The sequence below is a fragment of the Rhizobium sp. NZLR1b genome, assembly GCF_019685155.1.
Lineage (GTDB): Bacteria > Pseudomonadota > Alphaproteobacteria > Rhizobiales > Rhizobiaceae > Rhizobium.
In genome coordinates, this window is the sequence record NZ_JABDWC010000016.1 from 20260 (window position 1) to 46135 (window position 25876).

Sequence of the window (25876 nt, forward strand, 5' to 3'; positions counted from 1 at the left end):
AAGCCAAGAAAAGGAAAACCCGCATGATCCAGCGTTACCAGAAAGGTTCGCGCATGAGCCAAGCCGTCAGCTATGGCGGTCTCGTCTATATTGCCGGTCAGGTCGCGGAAAATCGCAAGGCTGATATCGAGGAGCAGACCCGCGACGTGCTCGGCAAGATCGACGCCCTTCTGAAGGAAGCCGGTATCGACCGCTCGCGTCTCCTCGCTGTCAATGTCTTCCTGCCGGCGATTACCGATTTCGAGGCGATGAACGGCGTTTATGACAGCTGGATCGACATGGAAAACCCGCCGGCCCGCGCCTGCGTCGAGGCGCGCCTCGCCGATCCGGATCTGCGCGTCGAAATGACCGCGGTCGCGGCGCTATAATTGCACGGCAACCGCCCGCACTGGAGACTTCATGCACAGCGGCCTCGTCAATCCGATCGACTTTTCGCGCGAGGGCCGACAGGCTGGCCATCTCGCCATTCCCTATTCGATCGATCGTTCGCCCTATTATCAGATCCGCATTCCGATCCTCCGTCTCAGAAATGGTGAGGGACCGTCTTTGCTGCTGATGGCCGGTAATCATGGCGACGAATACGAGGGCGAACTCCAGCTCGCCCGGCTGATCCGCCTGCTTGAAGTTACTCAGATCCGCGGTGCCGTCACCATCCTGCCGATGGCGAACCTGCCGGCGGTGATGGCGGCCAAACGCTGCTCGCCCTTCGACGGCGGCAACCTCAACCGGGCCTTTCCCGGCGATCCCTTGGGGTTGCCGACGGCGCGGCTGGCGCATTTCCTCGAACACGAACTCTTTCCGCGCCACGACGTCATGCTCGACCTGCACTCGGGCGGCACGTCGATGGCGCACCTGCCCTGCACGCTGATCGAGCGGCAGGCCGACGCCGCCCGCTTCGAGCGATCCGTCTCGCTGATGCGGGCGATCGGAGCATCGCATGCCTTCATCGCCGACAACGGGCCGGCGGCGCCGACATCGATGGGGGCTGCGGCACGGGTGGGGACTGTCGGTCTTTCCGGCGAGTTCGGCGGTGGCGGGACCGTGACGCCTGCGACGATGGCCTTCACCGCGGCAGCGATCGACCGGTTGCTCCTCACGCTCCGTATCGTCGAACACCCGATCCTGTCGCGAGCGACCCTCGCCGAACCGGGGCCGTTGCAGCTTCTCTCGCTGTCCCGGCACAGCCAGGGCATCTATGCCAACCGCAGAGGCTGGTTCGAACCGGCCGTCACGCTTGAAGCCACCGTTTCTGCCGGCGATCTGGCCGGATGGTATCACGATCTGGAACGGCTGGAGCAGCCGGAGGAAGAGCTCCGCTTTGCCGAGAGCGGCATCGTCATTTCCCAGCGTCTGCATTGCGACAGCCAGGCCGGCGACTGTTTAATCCAGGTCGCCGAACCCATTGCAGCTTAGGTGATGGCGGCGACGGCCGCCTTGACCCAGTCGAGACGCTTTGCGGGGATGAGGCCGTAATTGTAGAAGTTCACGCCGTCGGCACCGGCATCAACGGCCGCCTTGGAGCGGGCCGCCAGCACAGCGGCTTCACCGACCTCGGGATAGAAGACGCGCAGGCCGACCCCGAGGAACTTTTCCGATCCAAGGGCTGCCCGGCCGGTGCGGATGACATCGCCGATCGAATCCGGCTCCATGTCGTAGCAGCAGAGGATCGCCCCGTCGCAGAGCCTGCCGACGGCTGCGAGATCGACGCCGCCGAGCCAGCCATCCTTCAGGTCGATGAGCACGATGCGTGTCGCCGGATCGGCTGCCGCCTTGATCTCGCCGATCAGGCTGGTCACCGGTTCGCTGCGCCAGGCAAGAAAGGCATGCAGATCGGGGTGGTCGCGGAAGGCGTCGTTGCCCGCTGCCGGAAAGTCCGGGAACTGCCGCTCCGGGACAGCCCTTTCGCAGAGTTCGGTGATGAAGCGCTTGACCGATCGGCGCGCGCCTTCGACCGGTACGCCGGCCTTGGTGGCGCGCGCCGTGCAATGGTCGCAGAAGCAGAGCGACAGCAGGAAATCGTCTTCGGCGTTCAGGCCGACACCATCTTTTTCGTGATGGTATTCATGCGCGAAACCCATGAAGTTCGGGCTTTCGAGTTCCACCATGTCCGGCCGGTAGTTCGTCGTGATGTCGCGCACGAGAGTGACGGCATAGGCACGCGCCGCCGGGCTGGAGGGGCAAAGGTTGTAATAGTTGGGATTGCCGAAGGCGTTCTGCGTCGCGTGGTCGGGGTGCAGCATGCCGAGGCGGCTATTATGGAGGCAGACCGTCCAGCAGGAGACCTTGAGACCGGTTGTCTCACGCTCCCTGACGAGCGCTTCCAGCATGTCGCCGCGCTCGGCTACATTCCTGGCCATCAACGGCCGGATCACCTTGTCCTGCCACAGGCTTTCATCCGGCCGGAAATAAACCGTCCCGTCCTCGGGAAAATAGGCCTTCTGTTGCGGGCTGCGCGGCTGGAGAAAGCGGCCGGCATGATAAGAGGTCGCAAGGCTGACCGTATTGAGGCCGGCCCGGTTGCGAAGCTCGGCGGCAATCGTGTCGACCCCCTGATCATGGATATCCCAGGGGTAAGTCCACATGGAAAGATGCATGGCGCGCTCCCAAATCTGTCCACTTTATAGAACACGTGTCCATAATAGTGTCCAGGCTGATCTTTGGGTGCAGGCCTTCGGCGCTCCCGCCGTGCATCAAATATCCACGACAAGGCCCTTGGCTTTCAGCACCGCGTCGAGATTGCTGACCTCGATGACCGACTTGCCCTCTTTGTACGCGGCGATATAGCCGGCTTCGGCGTCTTCGCGGGCCTGCGAGAGCCGGGCGGCTTCCCGCGCTTCCTGCCTGCGCACGACCACCAGTCCGTCGGCATCGCCGACGATGATGTCGCCGGGATTGATGGTTTCGCCGCCGACGATGATTGGGTCGTTCACCGCCGCAATAGTTTCCTTCACCGTGCCCTTGATGCAGACGCTGAGCGAGAAGACCGGGAAACCGAGTTCCCGCAGTTGCAGCGTGTCGCGCACGCCGGTGTCGGTGACGAGACCGCCGATGCCCTTCGCCAGGCAGGCATTGGCGAGCACATCGCCGAAGGATCCGGCCTCCTCGTATTCCCCTGCCGATACGACGATGATATCGCCGGGCTTTGCGTAGTTGATGGCAAGCTGCAGCATGATGTTGTCGCGCGGCGCACATTTCACCGTAAAGGCCGGGCCGCACAGTTTCATGCGGTAGTCGACGGGCTTGAGGCGGGAGGAAAGTGCGCCGCGGCGTCCCTGGGCTTCGTGGATCGTCGCCGGCGAAAACTTGGAAACGGCGTCTATATCGGCTTTATCAGGCCGCTCAGTGATATCTTTTATATGGATCATGGATGCCTCACATCGTTGGTGACGGCGGGCATGCCCCGCCGTCGGATTTCGTTTGGAAATCGTCACTTGAGGACGTTGAGGCCGGGAGGCCTCACGGGATCGGGTCGAACTTCAGCTCGGAGAGCGGCACGACCTTATCGGTGCGGGTCATCTTGTATTCGGTATCCGGGCCGAGCCACTTGTCCCAGATCTTGTTGATCTCGCCCGCTGCGTCGAGCTTGCGAAGGATTTCGTTGACCTTGGCGGTCAGCGCCGGCTGATCCTTGGCCATGCCGATGCCGATCGGCTGGTAAAGCATCGGCTCCTCGATCATCCGCATTTCCTTGCCCTTGCTCTTCGATTCATTGACGAACTTGGTCGTCGTCATGGTGTTGGCCACCATGCCGCGGGCCTTGCCCTGCTGGACGGCGAGATAGGCCGAGGCTGTATCCTGGAATGTCAGCGGGTCGGATTTGTTAAGCTTGATCGACATTTCCGAGGTCGAACCCTTGGTCGAAGCGAGGCGCTGGCCTGCATAATCGGCCTTCTTCTTGCCGGCATCGTCGGCCGGCACGATCAGCATCTCCTTTGCGAGATAATAGGGATCGCTGAACTGGATCTGCTCGGCGCGGCTCACCGTATAGGCGAGGTTTGCAACGGTGATGTCGACGCGGCCGAGCTTGACCTCGGGCACGCGGGCTTCGACCGAAACCGGCTTGATTTCAGCCTTGACGCCCAATTCCTTGGCGATGGCGCCGCAGAGATCGACGTCGAAACCGGCCATTTCGCGGGTCTTCGGATCCGGCGAAGCGAAGGGGGGAACGTCGGCGAAAGTCGCGCAGCGCAGGGTCTTCGCCGACATGATGGTGTCGAGCTGATCGGCTTTCGCGGGCAAGGCGGCCGCCATGCCGGCAAATGCGACGGTGAGGCTCAGGTATTTCCAGTTCATTGCTGTTCTCCTTTGTTTTTGGTCGTTGGTCTCAATGCCTGAGATCAGCGAGGAAACGCTGAGCCCGGGGATGGGTCGGATTGTTGAAGAAGTCCTCGGGAGTCGCCGTTTCGATGATCTGGCCCGCATCGATGAACCAGATCCGATCGGCGACGTCGCGCGCGAAACCCATTTCGTGGGTGACGCAGAGCATGGTCATGCCTTCGGACGCCAGGCTCTTCATGACGGCGAGCACCTCGCCGACCATTTCGGGATCGAGCGCACTCGTCGGCTCGTCGAACAGCATCACCGGCGGTTCCATGGCAAGGGCGCGGGCGATCGCCACCCGCTGCTGCTGGCCGCCGGAGAGTTGACCCGGATAGGCCCGGGCCTTGTCGGCGAGGCCGACCCGATCGAGCAGCTTGAGGGCCTTTTCGCGCGCGACATCGGGTGCCACGCCTTTCACCCGGATCGGCGACATCGATACGTTTTCGGCGACGGACAGATGCGGAAACAGGTTGAAGTTCTGGAAGACGAAGCCGATCCGGCTGCGCATCGTATTGAGTTCTCTCGCCCGCATCGAGGCGTGAATGTTTTGCCCGTCGAGCGTGATCGATCCGCTATTGATCTCCTCAAGGCGATTGATCGTGCGGATCAGCGTGGATTTTCCCGAACCGGACGGTCCGCAGATGACCACGACCTCGCCGCGCGCAACCTGCGCATCGATGTCCTTCAGGACCGGATAGTCGCCGTAGCTCTTGCAGACCTGCGAAAGCCGGATCGTCTGCGATTCCTGCGTTGAAACGGACATGGTCATAGCTGCTCCGATACGATTTTCGACGGCGTGACCAGGGCGGCGGGGACGTTGAGAAGTCCCGCACGCCGCCGCGTGATGCGCCGCTCGAGGCGATTTGCGAAGTAGGTCAGCGTCCAGCAGATGGCGAAGTAGACGATCGCCAAGATGAGGAAGACCTGGAAAGGCTGCGTCAGCAGCTGATTGTTGACCTGGCTTGCTGCAAAGGTCAGGTCCGGCACGTTGATCACGTAGCCGAGCGTCGTGTCCTTGATCGTCGACACGAAGGTGGAGAGGATGCTCGGGATCATGTTGTAGAGCGCCTGCGGCAGGATGATGTAGCGCATCGCGCCGATATGACCGTGGCCAAGCGCACGCGCCGCATCCATCTGGCCCGGTCCGAGCGCGACGATGCCCGCACGGACGACCTCGCTCAGGAACGCGCTCTGGTAGACCACGAGTGTCGTCAGCATGGTGACGAAGCTTGGCACGTCGGCGCCGGTCAGCAGCGGAACCAGGAAATAGCTCCACAGGATGAGCATCAGCAGCGGCACGCCCCTGGTGAAATAAACAAGGGCAGTGACTGGCCAGCGCAGCAGCGGCGACTGAGAGAGCCGCGCCATTGCAAATACGATGCTGACCGGAAAGGCGAGAGCGATGCTCAGCGCCGACAGGATCAGCGTATTGGCGAGCCCGCCGAGCGGTCCGTTCGGATATTGGCCGATCAAGAGCAGCAGCCAATAGTCTCGGAGAATGGCGATCATATCGTGGATCATGCGCGCGCGCTCCTGGCAGGATCCGCGCGCATCGACAGATAGGCGCCGATGCTCATGATCACGAGCGAGAAGAAGAGGTAGAGAACGGTGCCGATCAGGTAGATTTCGAAGGTCCGGAAGCTGAGGTTCTCGATTTCCTTGACCGCATGCGTCAGTTCCGACGCCCCGATGATGACGGCGAGACTGCTGTTCTTGAACAGCGAGACACTATGATTGACGAGCGGCGGCAGCGCGTTGCGCACGCCCTGCGGCATGATGACGAAACGCATCGCCGAGACATAACCGTGGCCCAGCGCCCGAGCCGCCTCCATTTGGCCGGGACCGACCGAGCGCACGCCCGAACGAAGATCTTCGCTGAAATAGGCCGCCTGGCAAAGCCCAAGCCCGATCACCGCGAAGATGGCCTCGGCATTATGGATGGCCAGCCATTCTCCCAGCCCGCTCGGCATCAGGGTGAAGATCCCGAAATACCACAGCATCAGCTGGACCAGGGTGGGGACGTTGCGGTGGTAGGATACGTAAGCGGCAACTATCGGATCGCCGAAGCGAAAGGGCGACAGACGCAAACTGAGCAGCAGAACTGCCAGCGCCATCGCTAGCGACCAGGATCCGGCAAAGATGATGAAGGTCATCTCGATGCCATGCAGCAGCATGGCGACATATTCCGGATTTCCGAGGATTGCCGAAAGGTCGAAACCGCTCACGGAGTTGGCTCCCCGGAGGGATCTGTCTTTAGCTGCGGCCTTGCGGTCTGCAGGCCACCCATGACCTGCAGCGTCGGCGTGATCTCCATATGTCCGATGTTGACGGCGACGGGGGCCGATATGGCGAAGGCGATCGCGTCGGCGATATCGCCCGCCTGCGGCAGTTCGAAACCGTCGATGAACTTTTCCCGAATGCTCGGATCATCGCCGTGGACGTGATTGAAAATATCCGTGGCGACGCGGCCGGGGCAGATTTCCGTGACCCGTACCCGCTTGCCGAAAGCGTCGATGCGCAGCTGGTTGGACAGCATGCTCACCCCTGCCTTGGTGGCGTGATAGGAGGAATTGCCGCCGAAATTATAGGCGCCGGCGATCGACGAGATGTTGATGACGTGGCCGCGGTCCCGCGCCACCATGCCCGGCACGACCAGGCGGCAGATGTGCAGGACGGCTCGCAGATTGACGTCGACGATGAGATCGATATCGCTTTCGTCGGCTTCCAGAAACTTCTTCGGCCGGTCGACGCCGGCATTGTTGACGAGGATGTCGAATTCCACCCGACGCGCGAGCTCGGCGATCGCCTCACGGTCGGTCACATCGATGGTGTGGGCGACGCAGCCTGTGCGTGTCGCCAACTGTTTCAGTGCTTCGGCACTGCGGGCAACGGCATGGACTTCGATGTTCTCTCGGCGAAGCCGCTCAACCACGGCTGCGCCGATACCGGAGGATGCGCCGGTCACCAGTGCGGTCTTGTAGTCGGAGAATGGCATTGTCGTTCCCTTGTTGTTGAAAGAGAGAGTAGCGAAGCTTCAACCCCTTGCCTAAGACCGATTATCTCTGGAGCAATAAGCAACGGTTATGGAGCCGGTGCGGTCTGCCGAAGAAGAGAAAGCGGCGATGCCGGCATTCTCTCGCGGCCTTGCCTCAGGCCGCGTCGCGTTGCAAAAGCGACGCGCGTCTGCAAACATGCCATCCGCAGATCAGCACGGTACCCCGATCCCCATGGACATCAGACGCCTCAAATCTTTCATCGTGATCGTCGACAGCGGCAGCATCACGCGAGCGGCGGATCTTTTGCATATCGCCCAGCCGGCTCTCAGTCAGCAGCTTGCGGCGCTGGAAGAGCATTTCGGCCACAAGCTGCTGATCCGCAGCCAGCAGGGCGTCAGCATGACCGATGCGGGACACGCGGTGTATCGCCATGCGCAGATTATCCTTCGGCAGATGGAGCAGGCGCAGGCCGATGCATCGGCGGCCGGAAATTCGCTTGCCGGACGCGTCTCCGTCGGCCTCGTGCCGTTCAGCAGTGCGGCGACGCTCTCGGTCGACCTGCTGGCGGAGACCCGGAAACGGCATCCCGGAATTCTCCTGCATCTGACCGAAAGTGTCGGTCAGACCTATAGCCAGATGATCATGAACGGGCGGCTGGAGATGGCGCTTCTCCACGGAACCGGACCGATCAAGGGCGTGCGGTTCGAACCGATCCTCAGCGAAGAGTTTTTCCTGGTCGCCCATCGCGACTTTGCCATTGAAGCGGATGCGAAACCGGTTCCGGTCAACACTCTCGACGGAATACCGCTGCTCCTGCCCCCGGTCTATAATTTCGTCCGCCGCGCGGTCGATACCGCCTTCACCCGCACGCGCACCAATTTGAAAGTCGTGGCGGAAGTCGAAATCGTCCGCACGCTCGCCCGCGCGGTGGACGGCGGTCTCGGCGCGACGATCATGCCGAAAGCCATCGCCGACCGCATCGTCTCTGAATCGAGCGAGCCGCTGATTTGCCGGCTCGTCTCGCCCCGGATCGAGGAAACCCTTTCGCTTTGCGTTTCCGACCAGAATCCCTTGTCGGAACCGGCCCTTGCCGTCCGAGACATCCTTCTGGAGTTGACGGCGCGGCTGAAAGCCTGAGACGCAATTGCCGGTCAGCGCATGTCCTTGCAGAACTGGGCTATGCGCGCGCAGCCTTCATCCAGTTTCTCCATGCTCGTGGCGTAGGAAATGCGGAAGAAGGGGCTCATTCCGTAAGCGGCGCCTTGCACGGTTGCGACATGATGCTCTTCCACCAGCCCCATAACGAAATCGACGTCAGTCCCGATCTTTCGACCGCCTTTGCTGGTCTTGCCGATCAGCCCTGAAATGTTGGGATAGATGTAGAAGGCGCCTTCGGGCCGATGGCAGCGCAGCCCTTCCACTTCCGACAATTTGGCGAGCACGAAGTCGCGTCTTTCCTTGTAGATCGCCGCACGCTCCTTCAGCAGATCCTGAGGCCCGTCGAGCGCTGCGGTCGCAGCCGCCTGCGTCAATGTCGCGATGCCGCCGCCATTCTGGCCGTTGACGTTGCTGATGGCGGAGATCAGGTCTTTCGGTCCGGCGCAAAAGCCGAGCCGCCAGCCGGTCATCGCGTAAGCCTTGGAGACGCCGTTCATCGTCAGGACGCGATCGTACAGTCCGGGCTCGACCTCCGCGATCGTGCAGAACTGGAAGTCGTCATAGACCAGGTGTTCGTAGATATCATCGGTCATGATCCAGACATCGGGATGGCGCAGCATGACCTCGGCGATGGCCGCCATCTCCGCCCGGGTGCAGGCTGCTCCTGTGGGATTATTCGGGAAATTCAGGAAGAGCCATTTGGTGCGCGGCGTGATTGCCGCTTCCAGATCCTCCGGACGCAGTTTGAAGCCGGTCTGCTCGTAGCAGGGGACCGCGACCGGGACGCCGCCGGCGAATTTGACGATGTCGGCATAGCTGACCCAGGAGGGTGTGGGAATGACCACCTCGTCACCCGGATTGCAGGTTGCCAGCATGGCATTGAAGATCACCTGCTTGCCGCCGGCCGAGACGACGATCTGGCTGGCATCGTAGTCGAGATTGTTGTCGCGCTTGAACTTCCTGATGATGGCTGACTTGAGGGCCGGCGTCCCGTCCATCGGCGGATATTTCGTATCGCCGGCAAGCGCCGCCGCATGGGCTGCCTCGATCGCGTGTGCCGGAGTGGGGAAATCCGGCTCGCCGGATGAGAGGCTGACGACCTTGATCCCCTTGGCGGCCAATTCCCGGGCGCGCTGTGTCATGGCGGCGGATGCGGATATGGAGACGTTTTTCAGGCGATCCGATATGGCGGACATCACGATGGTCCTTCGATGAGACTTTGGAAGAAAGACCGCCGGCAGGCGATCGGGATTGCGTCAGTCGGCGAGTTCGGTGGCCGGAGCGAGCGTCGCGCCCGTGGCCTCGATCTCGCCGCGCACGATGCCGGCAAGCTCAAGCGCGCCCGGCGTGTCGCTGTGGACGAGAATGGAGCGCGCCGGCATGGCGATCACGGCGCCGTCGATCGTCTCGACGCTACCGTCGAGCAGGAATTTTCGGACGCGGGCGCGCACCGCAGCTTCATCCTTGATCACGGCGCCGGGAAGCCCGCGCGCAACCAGCCTGCCGCCGGCGTCATAGGCCCGGTCGGCAAGGAATAGCGCCAATGTCTTCAGGCGCGCGCGTTTCGCCGCCTGCTCAATTCCGCTGCCCGATGTGACGAAGACGACGAGATTGGCGTCGACGGTGGCAATCGAGTCCATCATCAGGTCGGCGAGGACAGGATCGCGGTTGACCATATTGCCCATGGCCGCATGGAAGCTGATATGGGAGACAGCGACCCGCTCGCTTCTGGCGATCGCCATCAGTGCGCCGAGCTGATAGAGCATCTGCTGGCGAAGCTCGTCTGCCTGGAACGGTATTTCGCGTCGGCCGAAGCCCAGCCGATCGGGCAGGCCGGGATGGGCGCCGATGCCGACACCGTTCAGTTTCGCAAGCCGCACCATGCGCCCCATCGTCTCGGGGTCGCCGCCGTGGAAGCCGCAGGCGATGTTGGCCGAGGAGACGATTTTCATCATCGCTTCGTCATCGCACAGCCGGTAAGGACCAAATCCTTCGCCCATGTCGGAATTCAGATCGATCTTCATCAGTTCCTCCTTTCGCCTCCCTTAAGCCATCGCCTTCAGGGCGCGCTTGACCATCCCCGATGTTTGCCTGACATCGTCGACATAGCGGGCGACGGCCTGTTCGACGGCGCGCGCTTCCGCATGCGTTGACCGGACGAACTTCAGGCGGGCGCCGATGCGGGCCTGCCCGAGCCGCCACAGATCGCACTCGATCACGCCGGCAATCTTCGGATATCCGCCGGCGGTGTTGGCATCGCTCATCTGTACGATCGGTTCGCCGCCCGGCGGAACCTGGATCACGCCGGGCACGACGCCATGGGAGCGCATTTCGATGGATGCGGTCGGCGTGATCGGCTCGCCGGACAGGCGGTAGCCCGTCCGGTCGCTGCGGGAGGAAATCCTCCAGGTCTGGCTCCAGAAGGCTTCGCCGTCGCCGGCGAAAAGATCGTGCTCGCCGGCAGGCAGAGCACGGATTGGCAAGGCGCCGTCGATAGGAGCCGGAAAGACTTCACGTAGCGCCACCGCGGGCTCGACGACGGCGAGACCCGAGGCGGGCAGCATGGCGATCTCCGCATCCTCGCCGACCGCGATCCGATCGCCCTTCGTCAGAGGCCGGCCGGCATTGCCGCCGAAACCGCCGCGCAGCGACGTGCTCCGCGACCCCATGACGACTGGGATATCCAGCCCTCCTCCGACCGAAATATAGGAGCGCGCGAGCCTCGGGGGCTGCTTCAATTCAAGGACCTGTCCGGGCTCTGCCGTATAGGCGCACCATGGAAGCAGTTCCGATCCATCGAGATGCGGACCGCCGTCGGCCCCGGTCACGACAAAGACGGTGCGACGCTCGAAACACAGGCTGAACGGGAAGGTCTGCACCTCGATCACGGCCGCATTCTCATCATTGCCGGCAAGAATATTGCCGATCCTGACCGCAAGCGGGTCCATGGCGCCGCTCGCCGATACGCCGATGTCGCGATAGCCGGAACGCCCGAGATCCTGCGCCGTGTTGAACGGGCCGGTTTCCAAGATCTCGATCATAGTTCGATCCTTGCCGGCAGGAACCGCACCGTATCTCCCGGCGCCATCATGGCGGGGGTCGGCGAGGTTGGGTCGAACATCTGCAGTGATGCGAAGCCGATGGAATTCCAGCCATTAGGACCGGTCAGCATGGCGACGCCGGTCTGCATGCCGCCGATGGTCACGCAGCCCTTCGGCATCTTCAGCGACGGCACGGTCTTTCGCGGCATATAGATGCGCGGATCGAGGCCATGCAGATAGCCGAAACCGGGCGCGCTGCCCAGGGCGAAGACACGGTAGGTCGCTTCATGATGGATGCGGACGACTTCGTGGTCGCTCAAGCCGGAGAGATCGCAAAGGGCGGGAAGATCCGTCGCATGTTCGCCGCCGTAAGTGACGGGGATCTCGATAGTGTTGCCATCGAGATCGATGCTCTGCGCATTCTCCCATGCCTCCAGCAGCCGGGTGACCACTGCATCGGGGTCTTCGGGCGTCTCCTTGAAGATCACCAGCAGGTTGGTCATCCCGGGAATGTTTTCGGCAAGATCCGTCCAACCCTTCACCGTCTGGGACAGGGCCCAGATCCGCCGCTGCGCGATGAGGTCGAACTCGCCTGGCGCCTCGAGCAGGAAGGATCTGGCCCCGATCGAGGAAACCCGTGCCCGGCTTTGGGTGGCCGGAACGATTTCGCGCTGCGCTGCATGTCTGGATGCATGTCGGGTTGTCGTGACGATCATGATGGCAGCTCGATTTCGAACAGAGGATCGCCGAAGCCGACCAATGCGCCGGACTCAGCGAGCTCTTTGGACAAAACACCGGAATAGCCGGCGCGAAGGGGAAGCAGCACATGCCCTATCTTGATGAAGCCGAGGATATCCGCATCGGATACGGAGCGCGGCAAAGTTTGGGGCAGGACGGCGGCGGCCGGATGTTCGGCGCAGAAATGTCCTGCGATCGGCGCCTTCACGATGACAGGTGCGTGGCCTGGAGCGCGGGGTGTAGCTTCTTGTACGCCGATCCGGGCGCCGCCCTCCCCTGAAATGACGATGCGAATCTGCCCGTCCGGCCGGGAGATTTCGAGGCCCTCCACGCCGGCGGCCGTCAGCGCGTCGGCGAGGAATGCGATGGTTGCGGGATCGCTGAAATCGATGGTGCTCATGCCGCCGTCCTCCTCAGCTTCAGCCATTGCTCGAGATAGTGGATATCGGTCTCACCGCGCGCGAATGCGTGATCCTCGAACAGGGCGCGCAGGAAGGGGATATTGGTGGCGATGCCCTCGATCTCGATGCCGGCAAGCGCCTCGCACATTCTGGCCATCGCTTTCGCCCGCGTCGGTGCGTGGACGATCAGCTTGGCGATCAGCGAGTCGTAATAGGGCGAGACCCTGTAGCCGGAATGAATATGCGTATCGACGCGGATGCCTGATCCCTGCGGCAAAGCCAGATGCGTGACGACACCTGCCGACGGCAGGAAGGTGTCGGGATCCTCGGCGTTGATGCGGCATTCGAAAGAGTGGCCCTCGCAGGTGACATTGCTCTGGGCGAGATCCAGAACGTCACCCTGGGCCACCTTTATCTGCGCCTGGACGATATCGACCCCGCTGGTCAGCTCGGTGACGGGATGCTCGACCTGAAGCCGCGTGTTCATCTCGATGAAATAGAAGGCGCCATCCTCATAGAGGAATTCGAAGGTGCCGACGCCGCGGTAGCCGATCTGAAGGCAGGCCTGGACACAAGCCCTGCCGACCGGCTGGATGATCTCGGGCGCGATGCCGGGCGCCGGCGCTTCCTCAACCACTTTCTGGTGGCGGCGCTGCATCGAGCAATCCCGGTGACCCAGCCACACCGCATTGCCGTGATCGTCGCAGATGACCTGGATCTCGATGTGGCGCGGATGCTCTAAGAATTTCTCGATGTAGAGCGACGGCGAGCCGAAGGCCTTGCGCGCCTCCTCGCGGGTCAGCGCGATTGCCTCATGCAGCTGGTCGGCCTTCACCACGACGCGCATGCCGCGTCCACCGCCGCCGCCTGACGCCTTGACGATGACGGGATAGCCGATCTCCAGCGCAATGCGCTCGATCGAGGCCGGGTCGTCGGGCAGCGCGGTATCGGGACCCGGAACACAGGGGACGCCGGCGGCCATCATTGCTCGCTTTGCCGCGATCTTGTCGCCCATGGTCGCGATCGATGACGCCGTCGGGCCGATGAAGACCAGCCCGGCCCTTTCGACGGCGTCGGCGAAGGCGGCGTTTTCCGACAGAAAGCCATAACCCGGATGGATGGCGCCAGCGCCGGTCAGACGTGCCGCGAGCAGAATGGCATCCTGATTGAGATAGCTCTTGCCCGCAGTCGACGGGCCGATGCAGAGAAAACTGTCGGCAGTCTTGCCGTAGGGCGCTTGCCTGTCCGCCTCGGAGCAGATGGCGACCGTCTTCAGGCCGAGTTCGCGGCAGGCGCGTTGAATCCGGACAGCGATCTCGCCGCGATTGGCGATGAGGACGGTATCGAAACGGCGGCCTGAAGCGGCGGATTGTTCAGATGTTTCCGGCATCAGGCGATCTCCGCCAGCAGATCGCCGGTCTCAACCTCGCCATTGTCGATATCGGTCAGGTGCGTGATGCGCCCGGACCGCGGCGCGGCGATCGTGTTGAAGACCTTCATCGCTTCGATGATGAAAAGGGTCTGCCCCTCCTCCACCGCGTCGCCGATCGCGACGAACGGCGGCTCGCCGGGCGTCGGCGCCCGGTGCAGAACGCCGAAGACGGGCGCCTTCACCGCATGGGAGGTTTTCTCGACACTCGGAGGCGTATCGGAGACGAGGCTTATCGCCGATTCCGGCTTTTGCGGGGGCTCAGCAGCGTCTGCCTCTCCCGGCGACGTGCGGAAAATCCGAACCGTCACGGCCTTTTCCGTCACGGTCAGCTCGGTAATGTTCGATCGTCCGACAAAGTCGATCAGCGTCTTGATCTTCGAGAGGTCCATGTGCGTGCTCGGAATTTCAAAATTCCACCGCGCATAGCTGAAGTTTCAGATCGCCCGGTGTCGTGATTTTCGTAGCACGACGTATGGGTTGATGGGGTCAGACGAAGTTTTGATGGAGTGCAATCGGCCCGGCGGGGACCTGTCGCCGGCCCCGCCGGAATCCTCCAATGAGAACAGGTCGTTCGGCGATGCCCGCTCTTGATGGGAGATTCGAACCGGCGAGCACTCGTTTCTTGCTCGGTTCAGTCTCATCGGATGGCGCGACTGACAGACAGACTGCGCATTAAGGCGGTGGCTGGCGAAGTCGCAGACCGCCAACCAGCGTCGAGGTGATCGCTCGAAAATCAGACGACTTTGAATCCTTCTTTGGCGTCTTGAAACTTACCGTTCAATTCTACGGCAACCCACAAGACCGTCTCCATCGGAGCGCCAAGCTCGGGCTTGGCAACCACCATCAAAAAGTCATCCGCAATCGTAGCATGGTCATCAATAGATACTTTGATTTTTGAAATTTTATTACCGCCATTTTTGTCGGTTGATATATATACATCGAGCTCTTTTTTGCCGAAGCCATGACCTACGAGTTTAAAACTCTTATTGGCAAATAACGGAGCCTCTACAGGATCCGGGTCTAAATTGTCGATTTTAACCTCTACTTCAGACTTGTCGTCGGACATGTTAGCCTCCCTGGTCTGTCCCCAACTATAGATTAATCGTTGTCGCCCGATCTGCGCGGTATGAATCCGCCTGATCTTGACATCACGCCGCCGGAGCGGGACAGGGCGCCGCCCGATCGGGACATTCCGCCATTCGCCATTCCTCTGGGATCGGCTGAAACCTCGGCCGAGAGCAGGATTTGCTCAAAGGTTCCCGTCTCGGCATCGAGTCTCATCGAGAGATCGGCCTTGTCATAGATCCAGACCCTCATCTCCCTAGCGAGAGCTCCAATTTGGGAACCGAGGCCCGTTCGAGCACTTGAACCAGGGGAGCGAGACAAGCTGTCGTACCTGAGGGAGCTCGGAGGGGGACCGTCGGGATCCGCGCCGGAGCCGTGGACAATGAAGATTGCTGGCCGCCCCAGTTCAACGAAAACTCCCTCGAAAGAGAAGGCATAGATTCGCGCGAGAGTGGCCTCGCCCGAACCAAGCTGGCGCCTCAGAAAATTGTTCTTCCCTGTTTTAGGTATCTTGAGAGACCCGTAAACGCTGCCTCTAACAATCAGATCACTGAGTTCACGCCCAAACAGATATACCGCTGATACTCCGAGTAAGGTTTCTTCGTCAGCCACGTCTGCCTCCATCTACTGATTATTGACCGATGCCTGATCTCGACAGCAAAATTTTCTCGCGATAGCTCATCTTCGGAAGCCCGAGATAGTCTATCGGCAGTAACGTCCGAGCAGAGTGGACATGACTGTCATGCTCGCCGCCTTTGAGGTGCAGGCCCGCGTGCATCTCACCAATCGCCCGCCGTCTGAAGTTTCTGTTGATGATCCGTGCGAACTGACCGCCGCTTTCGTCCTGATCAATTGCAAGCATCGTTCTCGCTACGTCGCCGTAGTCGAGAAAATCGGGAGCGAGAGCCCACAAGGTTTCCGCCAGATACGTCCCGACGATATCGCGTGCGTCGAGCAGTGCCTCGACAAAGCCATCAGCGTTCTGCGCGAAAGCGCGGTCGAAAGTATGCTGCACCGGCGCCTCGGCGGCCGGATCGAACTCCGCAATATCGGCGAGATCTTCAACCGCATGGGAGATCAAGCCGCGCGCCACTAGGCTCTCATGAAAGATGTCGACGAGGATGTCGAATATCGCACCGGTGAGCGGTTGCGAGAGCTCATGCTCGTCTTTCCAACCACGCGCGAACTCGGCCATCGTCCGTTTGTTATTTGCCGACCGTATCTGGCGATGCGGCGAAAATTCCGAAAAGCGTGATAGGCGGTTTGCGCGGTAGAGGTTACCGCGCGTCTCTTCGAGAACATTGTCGATCACGGACGGAAAATGCATGGCCGCGATCAGCGACACGCAGTCGGAGAAGGCCTCCTGGAAGCCAAGATATTCAGGATACTCGGCTTCCGGACGCGGCACGCCCAAAACGCTGAAGATGATCGCGTGCCCCACCTCATGCGCGATGACGTCGAAATCCAGGCTGAAGGGAAGGATGCGCCCGTCGCTCTCGAACTGGCTCCCGACTTCGAGGAAACCATAACCGTACTGGGCGTTGTCCCATTGCGGCAGGATCGAGATTTCCAGGCGGTCATAATGATCACGAAAATGCCAGGTGAGCGGCTGGCCGAGATAGCGCTCCCACACATCCAGCGTGAATCGCACGCATCCAAAAACATGCGCGGCTTCGAAGCCAGCCATCGAAGGTCGGAGATAGTCGAAATTGCCGCACGCGTCGGGGGTGGCGGGCTCGAGGATTTTCCCGGTCCAGGGCGGCAGATAGATGTACGGCGTTCCGAGCGGCCCGCGGTTCACACCGTAAGGACCGGTCTTGCCGACCGGCTCCACAACGAACATGCGATCGTCGGCCGGGCCGGCTGTCGCGCTACCCAACGGAGACGAAACTTCGAAGATCTCGGGACGAGACCGAGCATCTTCAAATGGAGGCTGTACAAAAAGCCTGAACCGGGTGCCCATCCGCTCCCCCTCAAAAGACTTTTATGATTGCCAGTTTAAGTTGACGATCGGCGCTTGCAAGAAGTTTAGCAAGTAATAAAATAGAATTAGAACTAACCTGCCAAAATCTACGGGGCGTTATTCTGACAGCTCAACCAAGCTTAAATAGCGTGGGTGACTGCGAATGGGATCGAGGTCGGAATCGTTCTTGAACCATAGCCGCATCTCGATGCCGACCTGAGGCATCCAGACCTCGAGCAAGTCTATCGCTCGCTCAATCTCGCCAAGCAGTGCATAAGTGCAAGCGGCATTGTACTGAATGTTGATATCGTCGGGATCCGTCGCCAAAGAGCGGGCCAACCACTCCAGAGCCTGATCGCGGACACCGAGAAAGGCCAGCGCCGTCGCTCCCAGGCAGGCAACATTGGCATTCTCCGGATGTCGCCGCAGTTCTTCCTCCGCCTTTTTCAACGCGATCCGAGCATAGCTTCTGGCCTTGTCTGTTTGCCCGAGCGAACGAAGGACGTTCACAAGCATGATCGGCGCGCCATAATCGGCAGGCTTGATTTCCATCGCACGCTGAAAGTGCGTAGCCGCGAGTTCGAAATGACCTTCGGTGACGCAAAATTCGGCATAGTACCGATTTGCCTCGTGGCAATTGGCGTCGAGCGACAAAGCCTGTTCGAACGCAGAAACTGCCTCGGTGCGATTGCCGGCCACCGCCAACGCAAATCCCTTGGCCGCATGGGCCTCCGCCAGATTGGGATCGATAACGAGCGCCATCGTCGTATTCGCGAGAATGTCCTCCACCGAAATCTCGGCGCCGAACTGAGATCGCAGACGCGCATCGCAAACCGCGATACCGGCATAGGCGCGCGCATAATTCGGATCCAGTTCGATGGCTCGGGCGAAGCTCTGCCTGGCCATCAGATGGTTCGAGCGCGAGGCAATATGGTAGTATTCGCGCCCCCTGAGGAAGTGCGTATAAGCTTCGACGCTCTCTGTCGGCGCCAGCTCGATTGCCTCCTTTTCCTCAGGGAGCAGCTTGACCTTGAGTTGCTCGACAATTGCCTTCGTGATCTCGTCCTGCACTTCGAAGATATCGGTGAGGTCGCGATCGTAACGCGCGGCCCAGACGTGGCCGTCGCTGGCTGCGTCGATCAATTCGGCATTGATCCTCACGTGGTTGCCGGCCTTGCGGACGCTGCCCTCTACGACATAGGCAACCCCGAGTTCCCTGGCGATGCGCTGCAGGTTCTCGCTCCGGCCTTTCCATGTGAAGACAGTGTAGCGGCTCAGGACAAACAGGCCTGAAACATTCGACAGATCAGTGATGATGTCCTCGGTAATGCCGTCGCTGAAAAACTCCTGGGCGGGATCGTCGCTGATGTTGGCAAATGGCAGGATTGCCACGGATGGTTTGTTGACGGGTGCCTGCGTGTGGCCGTTTGCCGCAAGCGGCACCCCTTCACCGGAGGCGACATTGCCCCAATCGGCAAAATAGACATGCACAGGACGGGAGATGTTCTTGACGGTCTTTTCGCCCTGGTCTGCGAAATCGAGCCCGAGTTTGTTTCCGACTTCGTGGCGCACAGCCGCCGAACAGGCAATACCGCCCGGAGCTGCAAGGGCTTGTAGCCGGACCGCCACATTAATGCCGTCCCCATGAAAGTCATCCGCATCGAAGACGATGTCGCCCAAATTCAAGCCTATTCGAAACGCAAAGTGCCTGTCGGCTGGAATCCCCATGTTGCGCTCCAGCATGCCGCGCTGGATATCGACTGCGCATCGTGCAGCACTGAGCACGCTGCCGAACTCGACCAGGAAACCGTCGCCCATCACCTTGATTATACGCCCGTCGTGGGTCGTGACAGCTGGTTCGAAGAGCTCGCGGCGATGCTGCCGAAGGGCATTGAGCGTCTCCTCTTCGTTTGCCTCCAGGAGACGGCTGTACCCCACCACATCGGCAGCCAGAATAGCCGTCAATCGACGCTCGACAAGCTCTGCACACATGCCCGTCTCCCCAACGTGCTGGTGGCAATACTATTCAATTCGAGAAGCTAGCCAGTAATGTTGCCGGACGATCGTATGACTGACAACTAAAATCGCCGTCTCGCCCGTAAGAACTCCCGGAGAGCCTCGAGGTCGCGGATTACGGCAGCGAGAAGTTGCACACGGCGCTTCAGGGTGGCACCCTCCGAATGAGGGCCTGGCGTTTCTGTACGGGATGCGCGAACCGGTTCCCCATCGTCAACTCTTCGGAGGGGCAATACTTTCCCGCAGGATAAGCCTGCTGCGGATGACGGTGGGCACAGAAGCAGGGTTCTGGCTCTGGCCAAGGGCGTCGAGCAGGAGATCCACTGCGGCGCGGCCCATCTCTTCCACCGGCTGCTCGATCGTCGAGAGCGGTGGCGAGGAGAATTCGCAGACGGGCGAACCGTCGAAGGAGACGACGGACAGATCATCGGGAATGCTCAAGCCTGCTCGCTTGACGCAACTGACAAACGAGATGGCCATGTCATCGCTGGTGGCGATGACTGCCGTTGGTTTCTCGTCCAATCCAGCGAAATCGTCTGCCGCCTGCACGCCGATGTCGAAACCATGCTGATAATCGAGACGACCGCCCGAGCGACGCACGGCCTCCTTCGATAGGCCGGCTGCCGCAAGCGCCTCGAGCACGCCGCCATAGCGCTCGACGTCATGATAATTGCCTTCAGGTCCTGCAAGGTAGAAGAACCGGCGATGGCCAAGCCGGATCAGTTCGGCGGTGACGTCGCGCACAGCCTCGCGGTCGTTCGTCACGACGCTCTGCAGTCCCGCATCGCTCATGTCGAGCAGCATCGAAACGATCGGCAGGCCGGAACTTGCCAGCGAGCGCCCATCGACCTCCGGAAGCTTCGACGACAGGATAATGGCTCCGCGCACGCTGCCGCCGAAGGCGAGGTCGAGAATGTGCCGCTCGGAAATCTCGTCGCGATCGAGGTTGGCGATCATCAGGTTGTAGCCGCCCTGGATCAGCGACTTGTTGATGCTCTGCAGGACCTGCGGAATGATCTGTGAGACGCCATAATAGAGCGATCCGGGCAGGATGATCATGATGATGTTGGATTTGCCGACCCTGAGACCGCGCGCCATCGCATTGGGAGTATAGCCGAGCTGCTTGGCCGCCGCGTTGATCTTGGCGCGCGTCTTCTCGTTGACCCGTCCTGGATTGGCGAGCGCGCGGCTGACCGTTGAGATCGCGACACCGGCGAGCCGCGCGACATCGGCCATCAGCGCGCCCGGCTGCTCCTCTATGGCCACATCCTTGTTTTTATTCACGTTTGTTTCATTCTCCCGGATGCTTCGATTTGCAACTCTAAGGCAGCCGCCGATTTATAGCAAACGTTTGCCAAAAATCGCTTGCTTAAAAAACCAGCTTGATTATCATCTAGGCATGGCAAACGATTGCCATTCCTTAATGCGTTGAAAATTCATGATTTATTGATTGCGGAACTGATCTTCCGCACGCGAGTAGGTCATGCCTTAAGAAATGGATGGATTATGGCTACTGGCGACAGGCTCCGATTCGGCGTCGATCTCGTGACGTTCTTCGATCCCGGCTTCTGGGGCGTCGATAGCCATGACGCGATCATCGACTATGCGCGCACCGAACCGCGCGCCTTCTGGGACAAGATTCTCGACAGCGTCCAGGCCTCCGGCGTCACCGGCGTCGAGCTGACCTTTTCTCCGTTCAACTGGCAGGATGCGATCAAGACCTATGGTTCCGTCGATGCTTTTGCAGCCGAGCTGGCAAGACGCCGCCTGACGCTCTGCAGCGGCTTCTTCGCGGAACTGGAGGCGGCGGGCGACTTCGCCGAGCCCGAAGCCCAGCGCGCGCTGATCCACAAGGCGGAGCGATATGCCGACTTCCTGAAAGCCTGCGGCAGCGACATCATGGTGATCGGCGCCCCGCTTCGCCAGACGCTCGGCGCCCAGCCGGTGCAGTTTTACGATTTCGACCGCGCCAAGGTGATCGCCGATTTCCTGAACCGGCTCGGCGCGACCCTCTATGCCAGGGGCGTGCGGCTGGCGCTGCACACCGAGGCGCATTCGATTTTTGCCGCTGCACGCGACGTCGACCTGATGATGCTGCTGACCGACCCAGCCTATGTGCATATGTGCCCGGACACTGCCCATATCATCGTTGCCGGCTCCGATCCCATCCAGCTCGTTGATCGCCACCACGAGCGCATGATCATTGCCCACTGGAAGGATGCGGTCGGGCCTATGCCCGCCGACACGCCGATCGACAAGCACATACACGATCGCCACCAGCCGTATTTCTGCAGCTTCGGCTTTGGACGGGTCGACTGGCCGGCCTGGATCCGACTGCTGCGCGACCGTGCCTTTGAAGGTTGGGCAATTCTCGAACTCGATGCCGCGCCGGATCCCGTCCGCGACATCGCCAACGGGCTGACGCTCGTCCGGCAGGCGCTCCTGCCGATCTACCGCTGACGATTATTCCCAAGACAACGAACGCCCCGCAAAGAGGGCATTTTCAAGAGGTGGAACAATGAAGACAATGATGAAGCTTTTTCTTGCCGGTGTGGCATTCGCCGGTCTCTTCGCTTCGGCGCATGCCGAGGACAAACCGACGATCGAGATCATGTCGTCCTGGACGTCGGGCGGCGAAGCGGCAGCCCTCAACGTCATCAAGAACGAGTTCGAAAAGCGCGGCGGCGTCTGGAAGGATTCCTCGATCGCCGGCTTCGGCGCCGCCGATGCCGCCTTCCAGAACCGTATCGTCGCCGGTGACGCGCCCGGGGCCAAGCAGGGCGTCATCGGCCTCGCGGCCGCAGATTTCATCAACCAAGGTCTGTTCAATCCGATCGACGACGTAGCCGGTGCCGGCAAATGGGCCGACGTCCTGCCGAAATCGATCCATGATCTCATCTCCTATGACGGCAAGGTCTATCTCGCGCCGACCGGCGCCCATGGCGAAAGCTGGGTCTTTTATTCCAAGGAAGCCTTCGGCAAGGCCGGCATCGCCGAGGAGCCCAAGACCTGGGACGAGTTCTTCGCCGACTTCGACAAGCTGAAGGCTGCCGGCATCGTTCCCGTTGCCTGGGGTGGCCAGCCCTGGCAGCAGACCAAGGTCTTCAATATGATCCTGCTCTCGCAGGTCGGGATCGACGGCTTCCTGAAGATCTATGTCGACAAGGACAAGAGCCAGGCCTCGGTCGACGGCGTGAAGAAGACCCTCGAAATTCTCGCCAAGCTGCGCGGCTATGTCGATGCGGGTGCCGCCGGCCGCAACTGGAACGACGCAACGGCCATGCTGATCACCGCCAAGGCCGGCGTGCAGTTCATGGGCGACTGGGCGAAGGGCGAATTCACCGTTGCCGGCAAGGAGCCGGGTAAAGACTATGGCTGCATGATCGTGCCGGAGTCCAAGGGTATGGTCTATATCGCCGACTCCCTCTGGTTCCCGAAGACCGGCAATGCCGCGACCGACAAGGCGCAGAAACTTCTCGCCGAAGTCGTGATGGATCCGAAGGTGCAGGTCGAATTCGCCTTGAAGAAGGGCTCGGTTCCGATGCGAACCGATGTCGACAAGTCGAAGCTTGATGTCTGCGCTCAGAAGGGTGTCGAGCTGATGGCTGCCGGTGCGATCGTCCCGGATCAGGCGATCGTGCTTACTCCTCAGCAGGTCGGCGCGCTCGACGATTTCGTCGACGAATACTGGAGCGGTGGCTCGAACGATGCAGCTACTGGGGCCGAGAATTTCTTCGCTGTCTTCGAGTAGAATAGTGCCCGCGGCGTCGGCCTGATCCCGACGCCGCGGCCGACGTCGCTGCCTCGCGGTGGCGTGTGCCCCGCTTTTTCAGTCAACGAGCCGGCCGATGCCCATCAAACGCAAATCCAATCTTTCCGCCACCATTGCGCTGCTGCCGACTTGGTTCGTCGCGGTCGTGGTCTTCATCGGCACCATGGCCTGGTCGATCCGCCTGTCCTTCACCAATTCGACGCTCTTTCCATCTTCAACCTATGTCGGCTTTTCGCAGTATTCGAAGCTGTTCTCTTCCGCCAAGTGGCTTGCATCGCTGCAAAACGTGTTGATCTTCGGCGTCCTCTACGTCGCGGGCTGCCTGTTGCTCGGCTTCCTGCTGGCCGCGGCGCTGGACCGCAAGATCCGTTTTGAAAGCGCCTTCAGAACCATATTTCTTTATCCCTATGCCATGTCCTTCGTGGTGACCGGGCTGATCTGGCAATGGATGCTCAATCCGACCCTTGGCATCCAGGCGAGCGTGCGTTCGCTCGGCTGGGAGAGTTTTGTCCTCGACTGGGTGGTCAATCGTGACATGGCGATCTATGCGCTGGTGCTTGCCGGCGTATGGCAGGGTGCGGGGCTGGTGATGGTCATTGCGCTCGCCGGCATGCGCGGCATCGAAGGCGAGCAATGGAAGGCGGCGCGGATAGACGGAATTCCCGTCTGGCGGATCTATGTCTCGATCGTCCTGCCGCAGCTCGGACCGGCGCTGGCCGCGGCCGGCATGCTGCTCGCTATGGGGGTGATCAAGACCTATGACATCGTCGTCGCCATGACGAACGGCGGCCCCGGCAATGCGACGGAGGTGCCGGCGAAATTCATCATGGACAATTTGTTCGGACGTCAGAACCTCGGCCTCGCCACTGCCGGCGCGACGGTGCTTGTCCTCGGTGTGATCATCGCAGTCGCGCCGTTCCGCTACGCGATGCACATGCGCGACAGAGCGAAGGGAGCCGCGTGATGGCCGGTCCTCATCCGAACGGTCCGAAGCCGGCGCAGATCACCGTCGGGCGCATCGGCCTCTATGCCTTCCTGGTCGTTGCCGCACTTTTCTTTCTTCTGCCGCTTTACACGATGGTCGTCACCTCGCTGAAGTCGATGGAGGAAATCCGGCTCGGGCAGATCTTCGCCCTGCCGGCGACGCTCGATTTTTCCGCCTGGACGACCGCCTGGTCGGGCGCCTGCATGGGGACCGTCTGTGTCGGCATTCGCAGCGGCTTCTGGAATTCGGTGGCGATCACCCTTCCCGCGGTTGCGCTCTCGGTCTTTATCGGCGCCGTCAACGGCTATGCGCTGTCGCTCTGGCGGCCGCGAGGGGCAAACCTGCTCTTCGGCCTGCTGATGGCCGGCGGCCTCATCCCCTACCAGATCTTTCTCTATCCGATGGTCCGGGCGATGGCGAATATCGCCCTCTACAATTCGCTCGCCGGCATCATTCTCGTGCATGTCATCTTCGGCCTGCCGCTGGTGACGCTGCTCTTCCGCAATTATTTCATCAGCGTGCCGGAGGAGCTCTGCAAGGCGGCGCGCGTCGACGGCGCCGGCTTCTGGCGTATCTTTTTCGAGATCATGCTGCCGATCGCCGTGCCGATGGTGGTGGTGGTCTCGATGCTGCAGTTCACCGGCATCTGGAACGACTTCCTGCTCGGTCTGGTATTTGCCGGGCGTGACAACCTGCCGATGACCGTGCAGCTCAACAATATCGTCAACACCACGATGGGCGAGCGGACCTACAACGTCAACATGGCGGCGACGATCCTGACCGCCATCGTTCCGCTCGCCATCTATTTCCTGTCCGGCCGCTGGTTCGTGCGCGGCATCGCGGCCGGCGCAGTCAAGGGGTAATGCTTCCATGCAATCTGCCGTCTCCGTCAAGGACCTGAAGATCGCCTATGGCGACCATACGGTGATCGAGAAGCTGTCGATCGATATCGCTCCCCGGGAATTCCTGGTTCTGCTCGGCCCTTCCGGCTGCTGCAAGTCAACGCTTCTGAGCGCCATTGCAGGCCTCCAGGACATTACATCAGGCGAGGTGTGGATCTCAGGCAAGAACGTCAGCTGGGAGGAGCCGAAGGACCGCGGCATCGGCATGGTCTTTCAGTCCTACGCGCTCTATCCACGCATGTCGGTTCGCAAGAACCTGTCCTTCGGCCTTCGCGTCGCCGGTCTGCCGAAAGCCGAGATCGAGGCCCGCGTCGCCCGCACGGCCGCGCTCCTCCATCTCGACACGCTGCTCGACAGGCGCCCTGCCGAGCTGTCGGGCGGCCAGCGCCAGCGCGTCGCCATCGGCCGGGCGCTGGTGCGCGAAGTCGATGTTTTCCTTTTCGACGAACCGCTGTCGAACCTCGATGCCAAGCTGCGCAACGAATTGCGCGTCGAGATCAAGAAGCTGCATCAGCGCCTCGGCAACACTATGATCTACGTGACCCATGATCAGGTAGAGGCGCTGACGCTTGCCGATCGCATCGCCATCATGCGCGACGGCGTGATCCAGCAGCTCGCTTCGCCGGCTGAGATCTATCGCCGCCCGGCCAATCTCTTCGTTGCCGGTTTCATCGGCGCGCCGGCAATGAATTTCATCGAAGGCAGGATCGAGCGCGCCGCCTCCTCACCGGTCTTCCGGAGCAAGGGGCTCGCCGTCGATCTCTCCGGCTATTCCTTTAGCGCAGGCGCGGCGGAAGGACCGGCAACGCTCGGCTTTCGCCCTGAGCATCTTGTGCTCGATAGGGCGGTAAGCAGCCTGCCCATCATTCCCGGCTGTGTTTCCGTCGTCGAGCCGATGGGTTCGGACGCCGTCGTTTGGTTTGACTGGGCGGATCAAAGCCTCTCGCTGAGGCTGATGGGCGACGTCACCCTGCAGCCCGGCGATGCCCTGGCTCCCGGGCTCGATATCGCCAAGGCGTCGCTCTTCGGCGCCGACGGATCGCGGCTGTGATGCCTCGTCCCTTTGTTTTCCCGCAATTGCCGGCGC

General features: G+C 61.1%; 27 protein-coding genes. 8 read left to right on the forward strand and 19 right to left on the reverse strand.

Annotated features, from left to right (window positions below):
• Positions 1-23: 23 nt before the first annotated feature.
• Positions 24-368, forward strand: coding sequence for a RidA family protein (locus HJB84_RS21295; RefSeq protein ID WP_207585017.1), 345 nt, complete (start codon positions 24-26; stop codon positions 366-368).
• Between the two features lie 31 nt (positions 369-399).
• Positions 400-1413 (forward strand): succinylglutamate desuccinylase/aspartoacylase family protein, encoded by a 1014-nt coding sequence (locus HJB84_RS21300; RefSeq protein ID WP_221116804.1) that lies wholly within the window; start codon positions 400-402, stop codon positions 1411-1413.
• Here the strand turns inward: HJB84_RS21300 and HJB84_RS21305 are convergent.
• The 7 genes from HJB84_RS21305 to HJB84_RS21335 form a co-directional block, all read right to left on the reverse strand.
• Positions 1410-2594 (reverse strand): hypothetical protein, encoded by a 1185-nt coding sequence (locus HJB84_RS21305; RefSeq protein ID WP_207585019.1) that lies wholly within the window; start codon positions 2592-2594, stop codon positions 1410-1412. The two genes, HJB84_RS21300 and HJB84_RS21305, sit on opposite strands and share 4 nt — an antisense overlap.
• A 96-nt stretch (positions 2595-2690) precedes the next feature.
• The gene (locus HJB84_RS21310) at positions 2691-3365 is read right to left on the reverse strand and encodes a 4-carboxy-4-hydroxy-2-oxoadipate aldolase/oxaloacetate decarboxylase (protein ID WP_207585020.1); all 675 of its coding nucleotides are present in this window, start codon (positions 3363-3365) and stop codon (positions 2691-2693) included.
• Between the two features lie 91 nt (positions 3366-3456).
• The gene (locus HJB84_RS21315; RefSeq protein WP_221116805.1) at positions 3457-4293 is read right to left on the reverse strand and encodes an ABC transporter substrate-binding protein; all 837 of its coding nucleotides are present in this window, start codon (positions 4291-4293) and stop codon (positions 3457-3459) included.
• Between the two features lie 31 nt (positions 4294-4324).
• Positions 4325-5089, reverse strand: coding sequence for an amino acid ABC transporter ATP-binding protein (locus HJB84_RS21320; RefSeq protein WP_221116806.1), 765 nt, complete (start codon positions 5087-5089; stop codon positions 4325-4327).
• Entirely contained in the window at positions 5086-5841 is a 756-nt protein-coding gene (locus HJB84_RS21325) for an amino acid ABC transporter permease (RefSeq protein WP_221116807.1), read from the reverse strand. The genes HJB84_RS21320 and HJB84_RS21325 overlap by 4 nt, the downstream gene beginning before the upstream one ends.
• Complete coding sequence (locus tag HJB84_RS21330; protein WP_207585024.1) at positions 5838-6545, reverse strand: amino acid ABC transporter permease; 708 nt, start codon at positions 6543-6545, stop codon at positions 5838-5840. Before HJB84_RS21330 ends, HJB84_RS21325 begins: the two co-directional genes overlap by 4 nt.
• A complete protein-coding gene (locus tag HJB84_RS21335; RefSeq protein WP_207585025.1) occupies positions 6542-7315 on the reverse strand; it encodes an SDR family oxidoreductase in 774 nt (257 codons plus the stop codon). Before HJB84_RS21335 ends, HJB84_RS21330 begins: the two co-directional genes overlap by 4 nt.
• 232 nt (positions 7316-7547) lie before the next feature.
• On the opposite strand from HJB84_RS21335, the gene nac reads away from it, so the two are divergent.
• Entirely contained in the window at positions 7548-8453 is a 906-nt protein-coding gene (nac, locus tag HJB84_RS21340) for a nitrogen assimilation transcriptional regulator NAC (RefSeq protein WP_207585026.1), read from the forward strand.
• A 14-nt stretch (positions 8454-8467) separates the two neighbouring features.
• On the opposite strand, the gene HJB84_RS21345 is transcribed toward nac, so the two are convergent.
• The 12 genes from HJB84_RS21345 to HJB84_RS21400 form a co-directional block, all read right to left on the reverse strand.
• Positions 8468-9670, reverse strand: coding sequence for a pyridoxal phosphate-dependent aminotransferase (locus HJB84_RS21345; protein WP_207585027.1), 1203 nt, complete (start codon positions 9668-9670; stop codon positions 8468-8470).
• A 60-nt stretch (positions 9671-9730) separates the two neighbouring features.
• Positions 9731-10498 (reverse strand): 5-oxoprolinase subunit PxpA, encoded by a 768-nt coding sequence (locus HJB84_RS21350; RefSeq protein ID WP_221116808.1) that lies wholly within the window; start codon positions 10496-10498, stop codon positions 9731-9733.
• A gap of 21 nt (positions 10499-10519) precedes the next feature.
• On the reverse strand, positions 10520-11515 hold the full coding sequence (locus tag HJB84_RS21355) for a biotin-dependent carboxyltransferase family protein (RefSeq protein ID WP_221116809.1): 996 nt from the start codon (positions 11513-11515) through the stop codon (positions 10520-10522).
• Complete coding sequence (gene pxpB, locus HJB84_RS21360; protein ID WP_207585030.1) at positions 11512-12231, reverse strand: 5-oxoprolinase subunit PxpB; 720 nt, start codon at positions 12229-12231, stop codon at positions 11512-11514. The genes HJB84_RS21355 and pxpB overlap by 4 nt, the downstream gene beginning before the upstream one ends.
• Positions 12228-12653, reverse strand: coding sequence for an acetyl-CoA carboxylase (locus tag HJB84_RS21365; RefSeq protein WP_221116810.1), 426 nt, complete (start codon positions 12651-12653; stop codon positions 12228-12230). Before HJB84_RS21365 ends, pxpB begins: the two co-directional genes overlap by 4 nt.
• Complete coding sequence (gene accC, locus HJB84_RS21370; protein ID WP_221116811.1) at positions 12650-14044, reverse strand: acetyl-CoA carboxylase biotin carboxylase subunit; 1395 nt, start codon at positions 14042-14044, stop codon at positions 12650-12652. The genes HJB84_RS21365 and accC overlap by 4 nt, the downstream gene beginning before the upstream one ends.
• Complete coding sequence (locus HJB84_RS21375; protein ID WP_221116812.1) at positions 14044-14475, reverse strand: biotin/lipoyl-containing protein; 432 nt, start codon at positions 14473-14475, stop codon at positions 14044-14046. The genes accC and HJB84_RS21375 overlap by 1 nt, the downstream gene beginning before the upstream one ends.
• Positions 14476-14819: 344 nt before the next feature.
• Positions 14820-15152, reverse strand: a complete 333-nt coding sequence (locus HJB84_RS21380) for a hypothetical protein (RefSeq protein WP_221116813.1) — start codon at positions 15150-15152, stop codon at positions 14820-14822.
• Between the two features lie 32 nt (positions 15153-15184).
• Complete coding sequence (locus tag HJB84_RS21385) at positions 15185-15775, reverse strand: hypothetical protein (protein ID WP_221116814.1); 591 nt, start codon at positions 15773-15775, stop codon at positions 15185-15187.
• A gap of 7 nt (positions 15776-15782) precedes the next feature.
• Positions 15783-17114 carry a hypothetical protein gene (locus HJB84_RS21390; RefSeq protein WP_221116815.1) on the reverse strand — a complete coding sequence of 444 codons (1332 nt, stop codon included), beginning with the start codon at positions 17112-17114 and terminating at the stop codon, positions 15783-15785.
• 117 nt (positions 17115-17231) lie between these two features.
• Positions 17232-19106, reverse strand: a complete 1875-nt coding sequence (locus tag HJB84_RS21395; protein WP_221116816.1) for an adenylate/guanylate cyclase domain-containing protein — start codon at positions 19104-19106, stop codon at positions 17232-17234.
• 237 nt (positions 19107-19343) lie between these two features.
• On the reverse strand, positions 19344-20414 hold the full coding sequence (locus HJB84_RS21400) for a LacI family DNA-binding transcriptional regulator (RefSeq protein WP_221116817.1): 1071 nt from the start codon (positions 20412-20414) through the stop codon (positions 19344-19346).
• Between the two features lie 222 nt (positions 20415-20636).
• On the opposite strand from HJB84_RS21400, the gene HJB84_RS21405 reads away from it, so the two are divergent.
• From HJB84_RS21405 to HJB84_RS21425, 5 genes are all read left to right on the forward strand, one after another.
• Positions 20637-21590 (forward strand): sugar phosphate isomerase/epimerase, encoded by a 954-nt coding sequence (locus HJB84_RS21405; protein WP_221116818.1) that lies wholly within the window; start codon positions 20637-20639, stop codon positions 21588-21590.
• A 58-nt stretch (positions 21591-21648) separates the two neighbouring features.
• On the forward strand, positions 21649-22881 hold the full coding sequence (locus HJB84_RS21410) for an ABC transporter substrate-binding protein (RefSeq protein WP_221116819.1): 1233 nt from the start codon (positions 21649-21651) through the stop codon (positions 22879-22881).
• A gap of 97 nt (positions 22882-22978) precedes the next feature.
• Positions 22979-23866, forward strand: a complete 888-nt coding sequence (locus tag HJB84_RS21415) for a carbohydrate ABC transporter permease (RefSeq protein ID WP_221116820.1) — start codon at positions 22979-22981, stop codon at positions 23864-23866.
• Positions 23866-24750 carry a carbohydrate ABC transporter permease gene (locus HJB84_RS21420; RefSeq protein WP_207585042.1) on the forward strand — a complete coding sequence of 295 codons (885 nt, stop codon included), beginning with the start codon at positions 23866-23868 and terminating at the stop codon, positions 24748-24750. The genes HJB84_RS21415 and HJB84_RS21420 overlap by 1 nt, the downstream gene beginning before the upstream one ends.
• Positions 24751-24757: 7 nt before the next feature.
• Complete coding sequence (locus HJB84_RS21425) at positions 24758-25840, forward strand: ABC transporter ATP-binding protein (RefSeq protein WP_221116821.1); 1083 nt, start codon at positions 24758-24760, stop codon at positions 25838-25840.
• The last annotated feature ends 36 nt before the right edge of the window (positions 25841-25876 follow it).

Coding starts and splice junctions, on each gene's coding strand:
- HJB84_RS21295 (WP_207585017.1), top strand. CDS start 24: ATGATCCAGCGTTACCAGAAAGGTTCGCGCATGAGCCAAGCCGTCAGC.
- HJB84_RS21300 (WP_221116804.1), top strand. CDS start 400: ATGCACAGCGGCCTCGTCAATCCGATCGACTTTTCGCGCGAGGGCCGA.
- HJB84_RS21305 (WP_207585019.1), bottom strand. CDS start 2,594: ATGCATCTTTCCATGTGGACTTACCCCTGGGATATCCATGATCAGGGG.
- HJB84_RS21310 (WP_207585020.1), bottom strand. CDS start 3,365: ATGATCCATATAAAAGATATCACTGAGCGGCCTGATAAAGCCGATATA.
- HJB84_RS21315 (WP_221116805.1), bottom strand. CDS start 4,293: ATGAACTGGAAATACCTGAGCCTCACCGTCGCATTTGCCGGCATGGCG.
- HJB84_RS21320 (WP_221116806.1), bottom strand. CDS start 5,089: ATGACCATGTCCGTTTCAACGCAGGAATCGCAGACGATCCGGCTTTCG.
- HJB84_RS21325 (WP_221116807.1), bottom strand. CDS start 5,841: ATGATCCACGATATGATCGCCATTCTCCGAGACTATTGGCTGCTGCTC.
- HJB84_RS21335 (WP_207585025.1), bottom strand. CDS start 7,315: ATGCCATTCTCCGACTACAAGACCGCACTGGTGACCGGCGCATCCTCC.
- nac (WP_207585026.1), top strand. CDS start 7,548: ATGGACATCAGACGCCTCAAATCTTTCATCGTGATCGTCGACAGCGGC.
- HJB84_RS21345 (WP_207585027.1), bottom strand. CDS start 9,670: ATGTCCGCCATATCGGATCGCCTGAAAAACGTCTCCATATCCGCATCC.
- HJB84_RS21350 (WP_221116808.1), bottom strand. CDS start 10,498: ATGAAGATCGATCTGAATTCCGACATGGGCGAAGGATTTGGTCCTTAC.
- HJB84_RS21355 (WP_221116809.1), bottom strand. CDS start 11,515: ATGATCGAGATCTTGGAAACCGGCCCGTTCAACACGGCGCAGGATCTC.
- pxpB (WP_207585030.1), bottom strand. CDS start 12,231: ATGATCGTCACGACAACCCGACATGCATCCAGACATGCAGCGCAGCGC.
- HJB84_RS21365 (WP_221116810.1), bottom strand. CDS start 12,653: ATGAGCACCATCGATTTCAGCGATCCCGCAACCATCGCATTCCTCGCC.
- accC (WP_221116811.1), bottom strand. CDS start 14,044: ATGCCGGAAACATCTGAACAATCCGCCGCTTCAGGCCGCCGTTTCGAT.
- HJB84_RS21375 (WP_221116812.1), bottom strand. CDS start 14,475: ATGGACCTCTCGAAGATCAAGACGCTGATCGACTTTGTCGGACGATCG.
- HJB84_RS21380 (WP_221116813.1), bottom strand. CDS start 15,152: ATGTCCGACGACAAGTCTGAAGTAGAGGTTAAAATCGACAATTTAGAC.
- HJB84_RS21385 (WP_221116814.1), bottom strand. CDS start 15,775: ATGGAGGCAGACGTGGCTGACGAAGAAACCTTACTCGGAGTATCAGCG.
- HJB84_RS21390 (WP_221116815.1), bottom strand. CDS start 17,114: ATGGGCACCCGGTTCAGGCTTTTTGTACAGCCTCCATTTGAAGATGCT.
- HJB84_RS21395 (WP_221116816.1), bottom strand. CDS start 19,106: ATGTGTGCAGAGCTTGTCGAGCGTCGATTGACGGCTATTCTGGCTGCC.
- HJB84_RS21405 (WP_221116818.1), top strand. CDS start 20,637: ATGGCTACTGGCGACAGGCTCCGATTCGGCGTCGATCTCGTGACGTTC.
- HJB84_RS21410 (WP_221116819.1), top strand. CDS start 21,649: ATGAAGACAATGATGAAGCTTTTTCTTGCCGGTGTGGCATTCGCCGGT.
- HJB84_RS21415 (WP_221116820.1), top strand. CDS start 22,979: ATGCCCATCAAACGCAAATCCAATCTTTCCGCCACCATTGCGCTGCTG.
- HJB84_RS21420 (WP_207585042.1), top strand. CDS start 23,866: ATGGCCGGTCCTCATCCGAACGGTCCGAAGCCGGCGCAGATCACCGTC.
- HJB84_RS21425 (WP_221116821.1), top strand. CDS start 24,758: ATGCAATCTGCCGTCTCCGTCAAGGACCTGAAGATCGCCTATGGCGAC.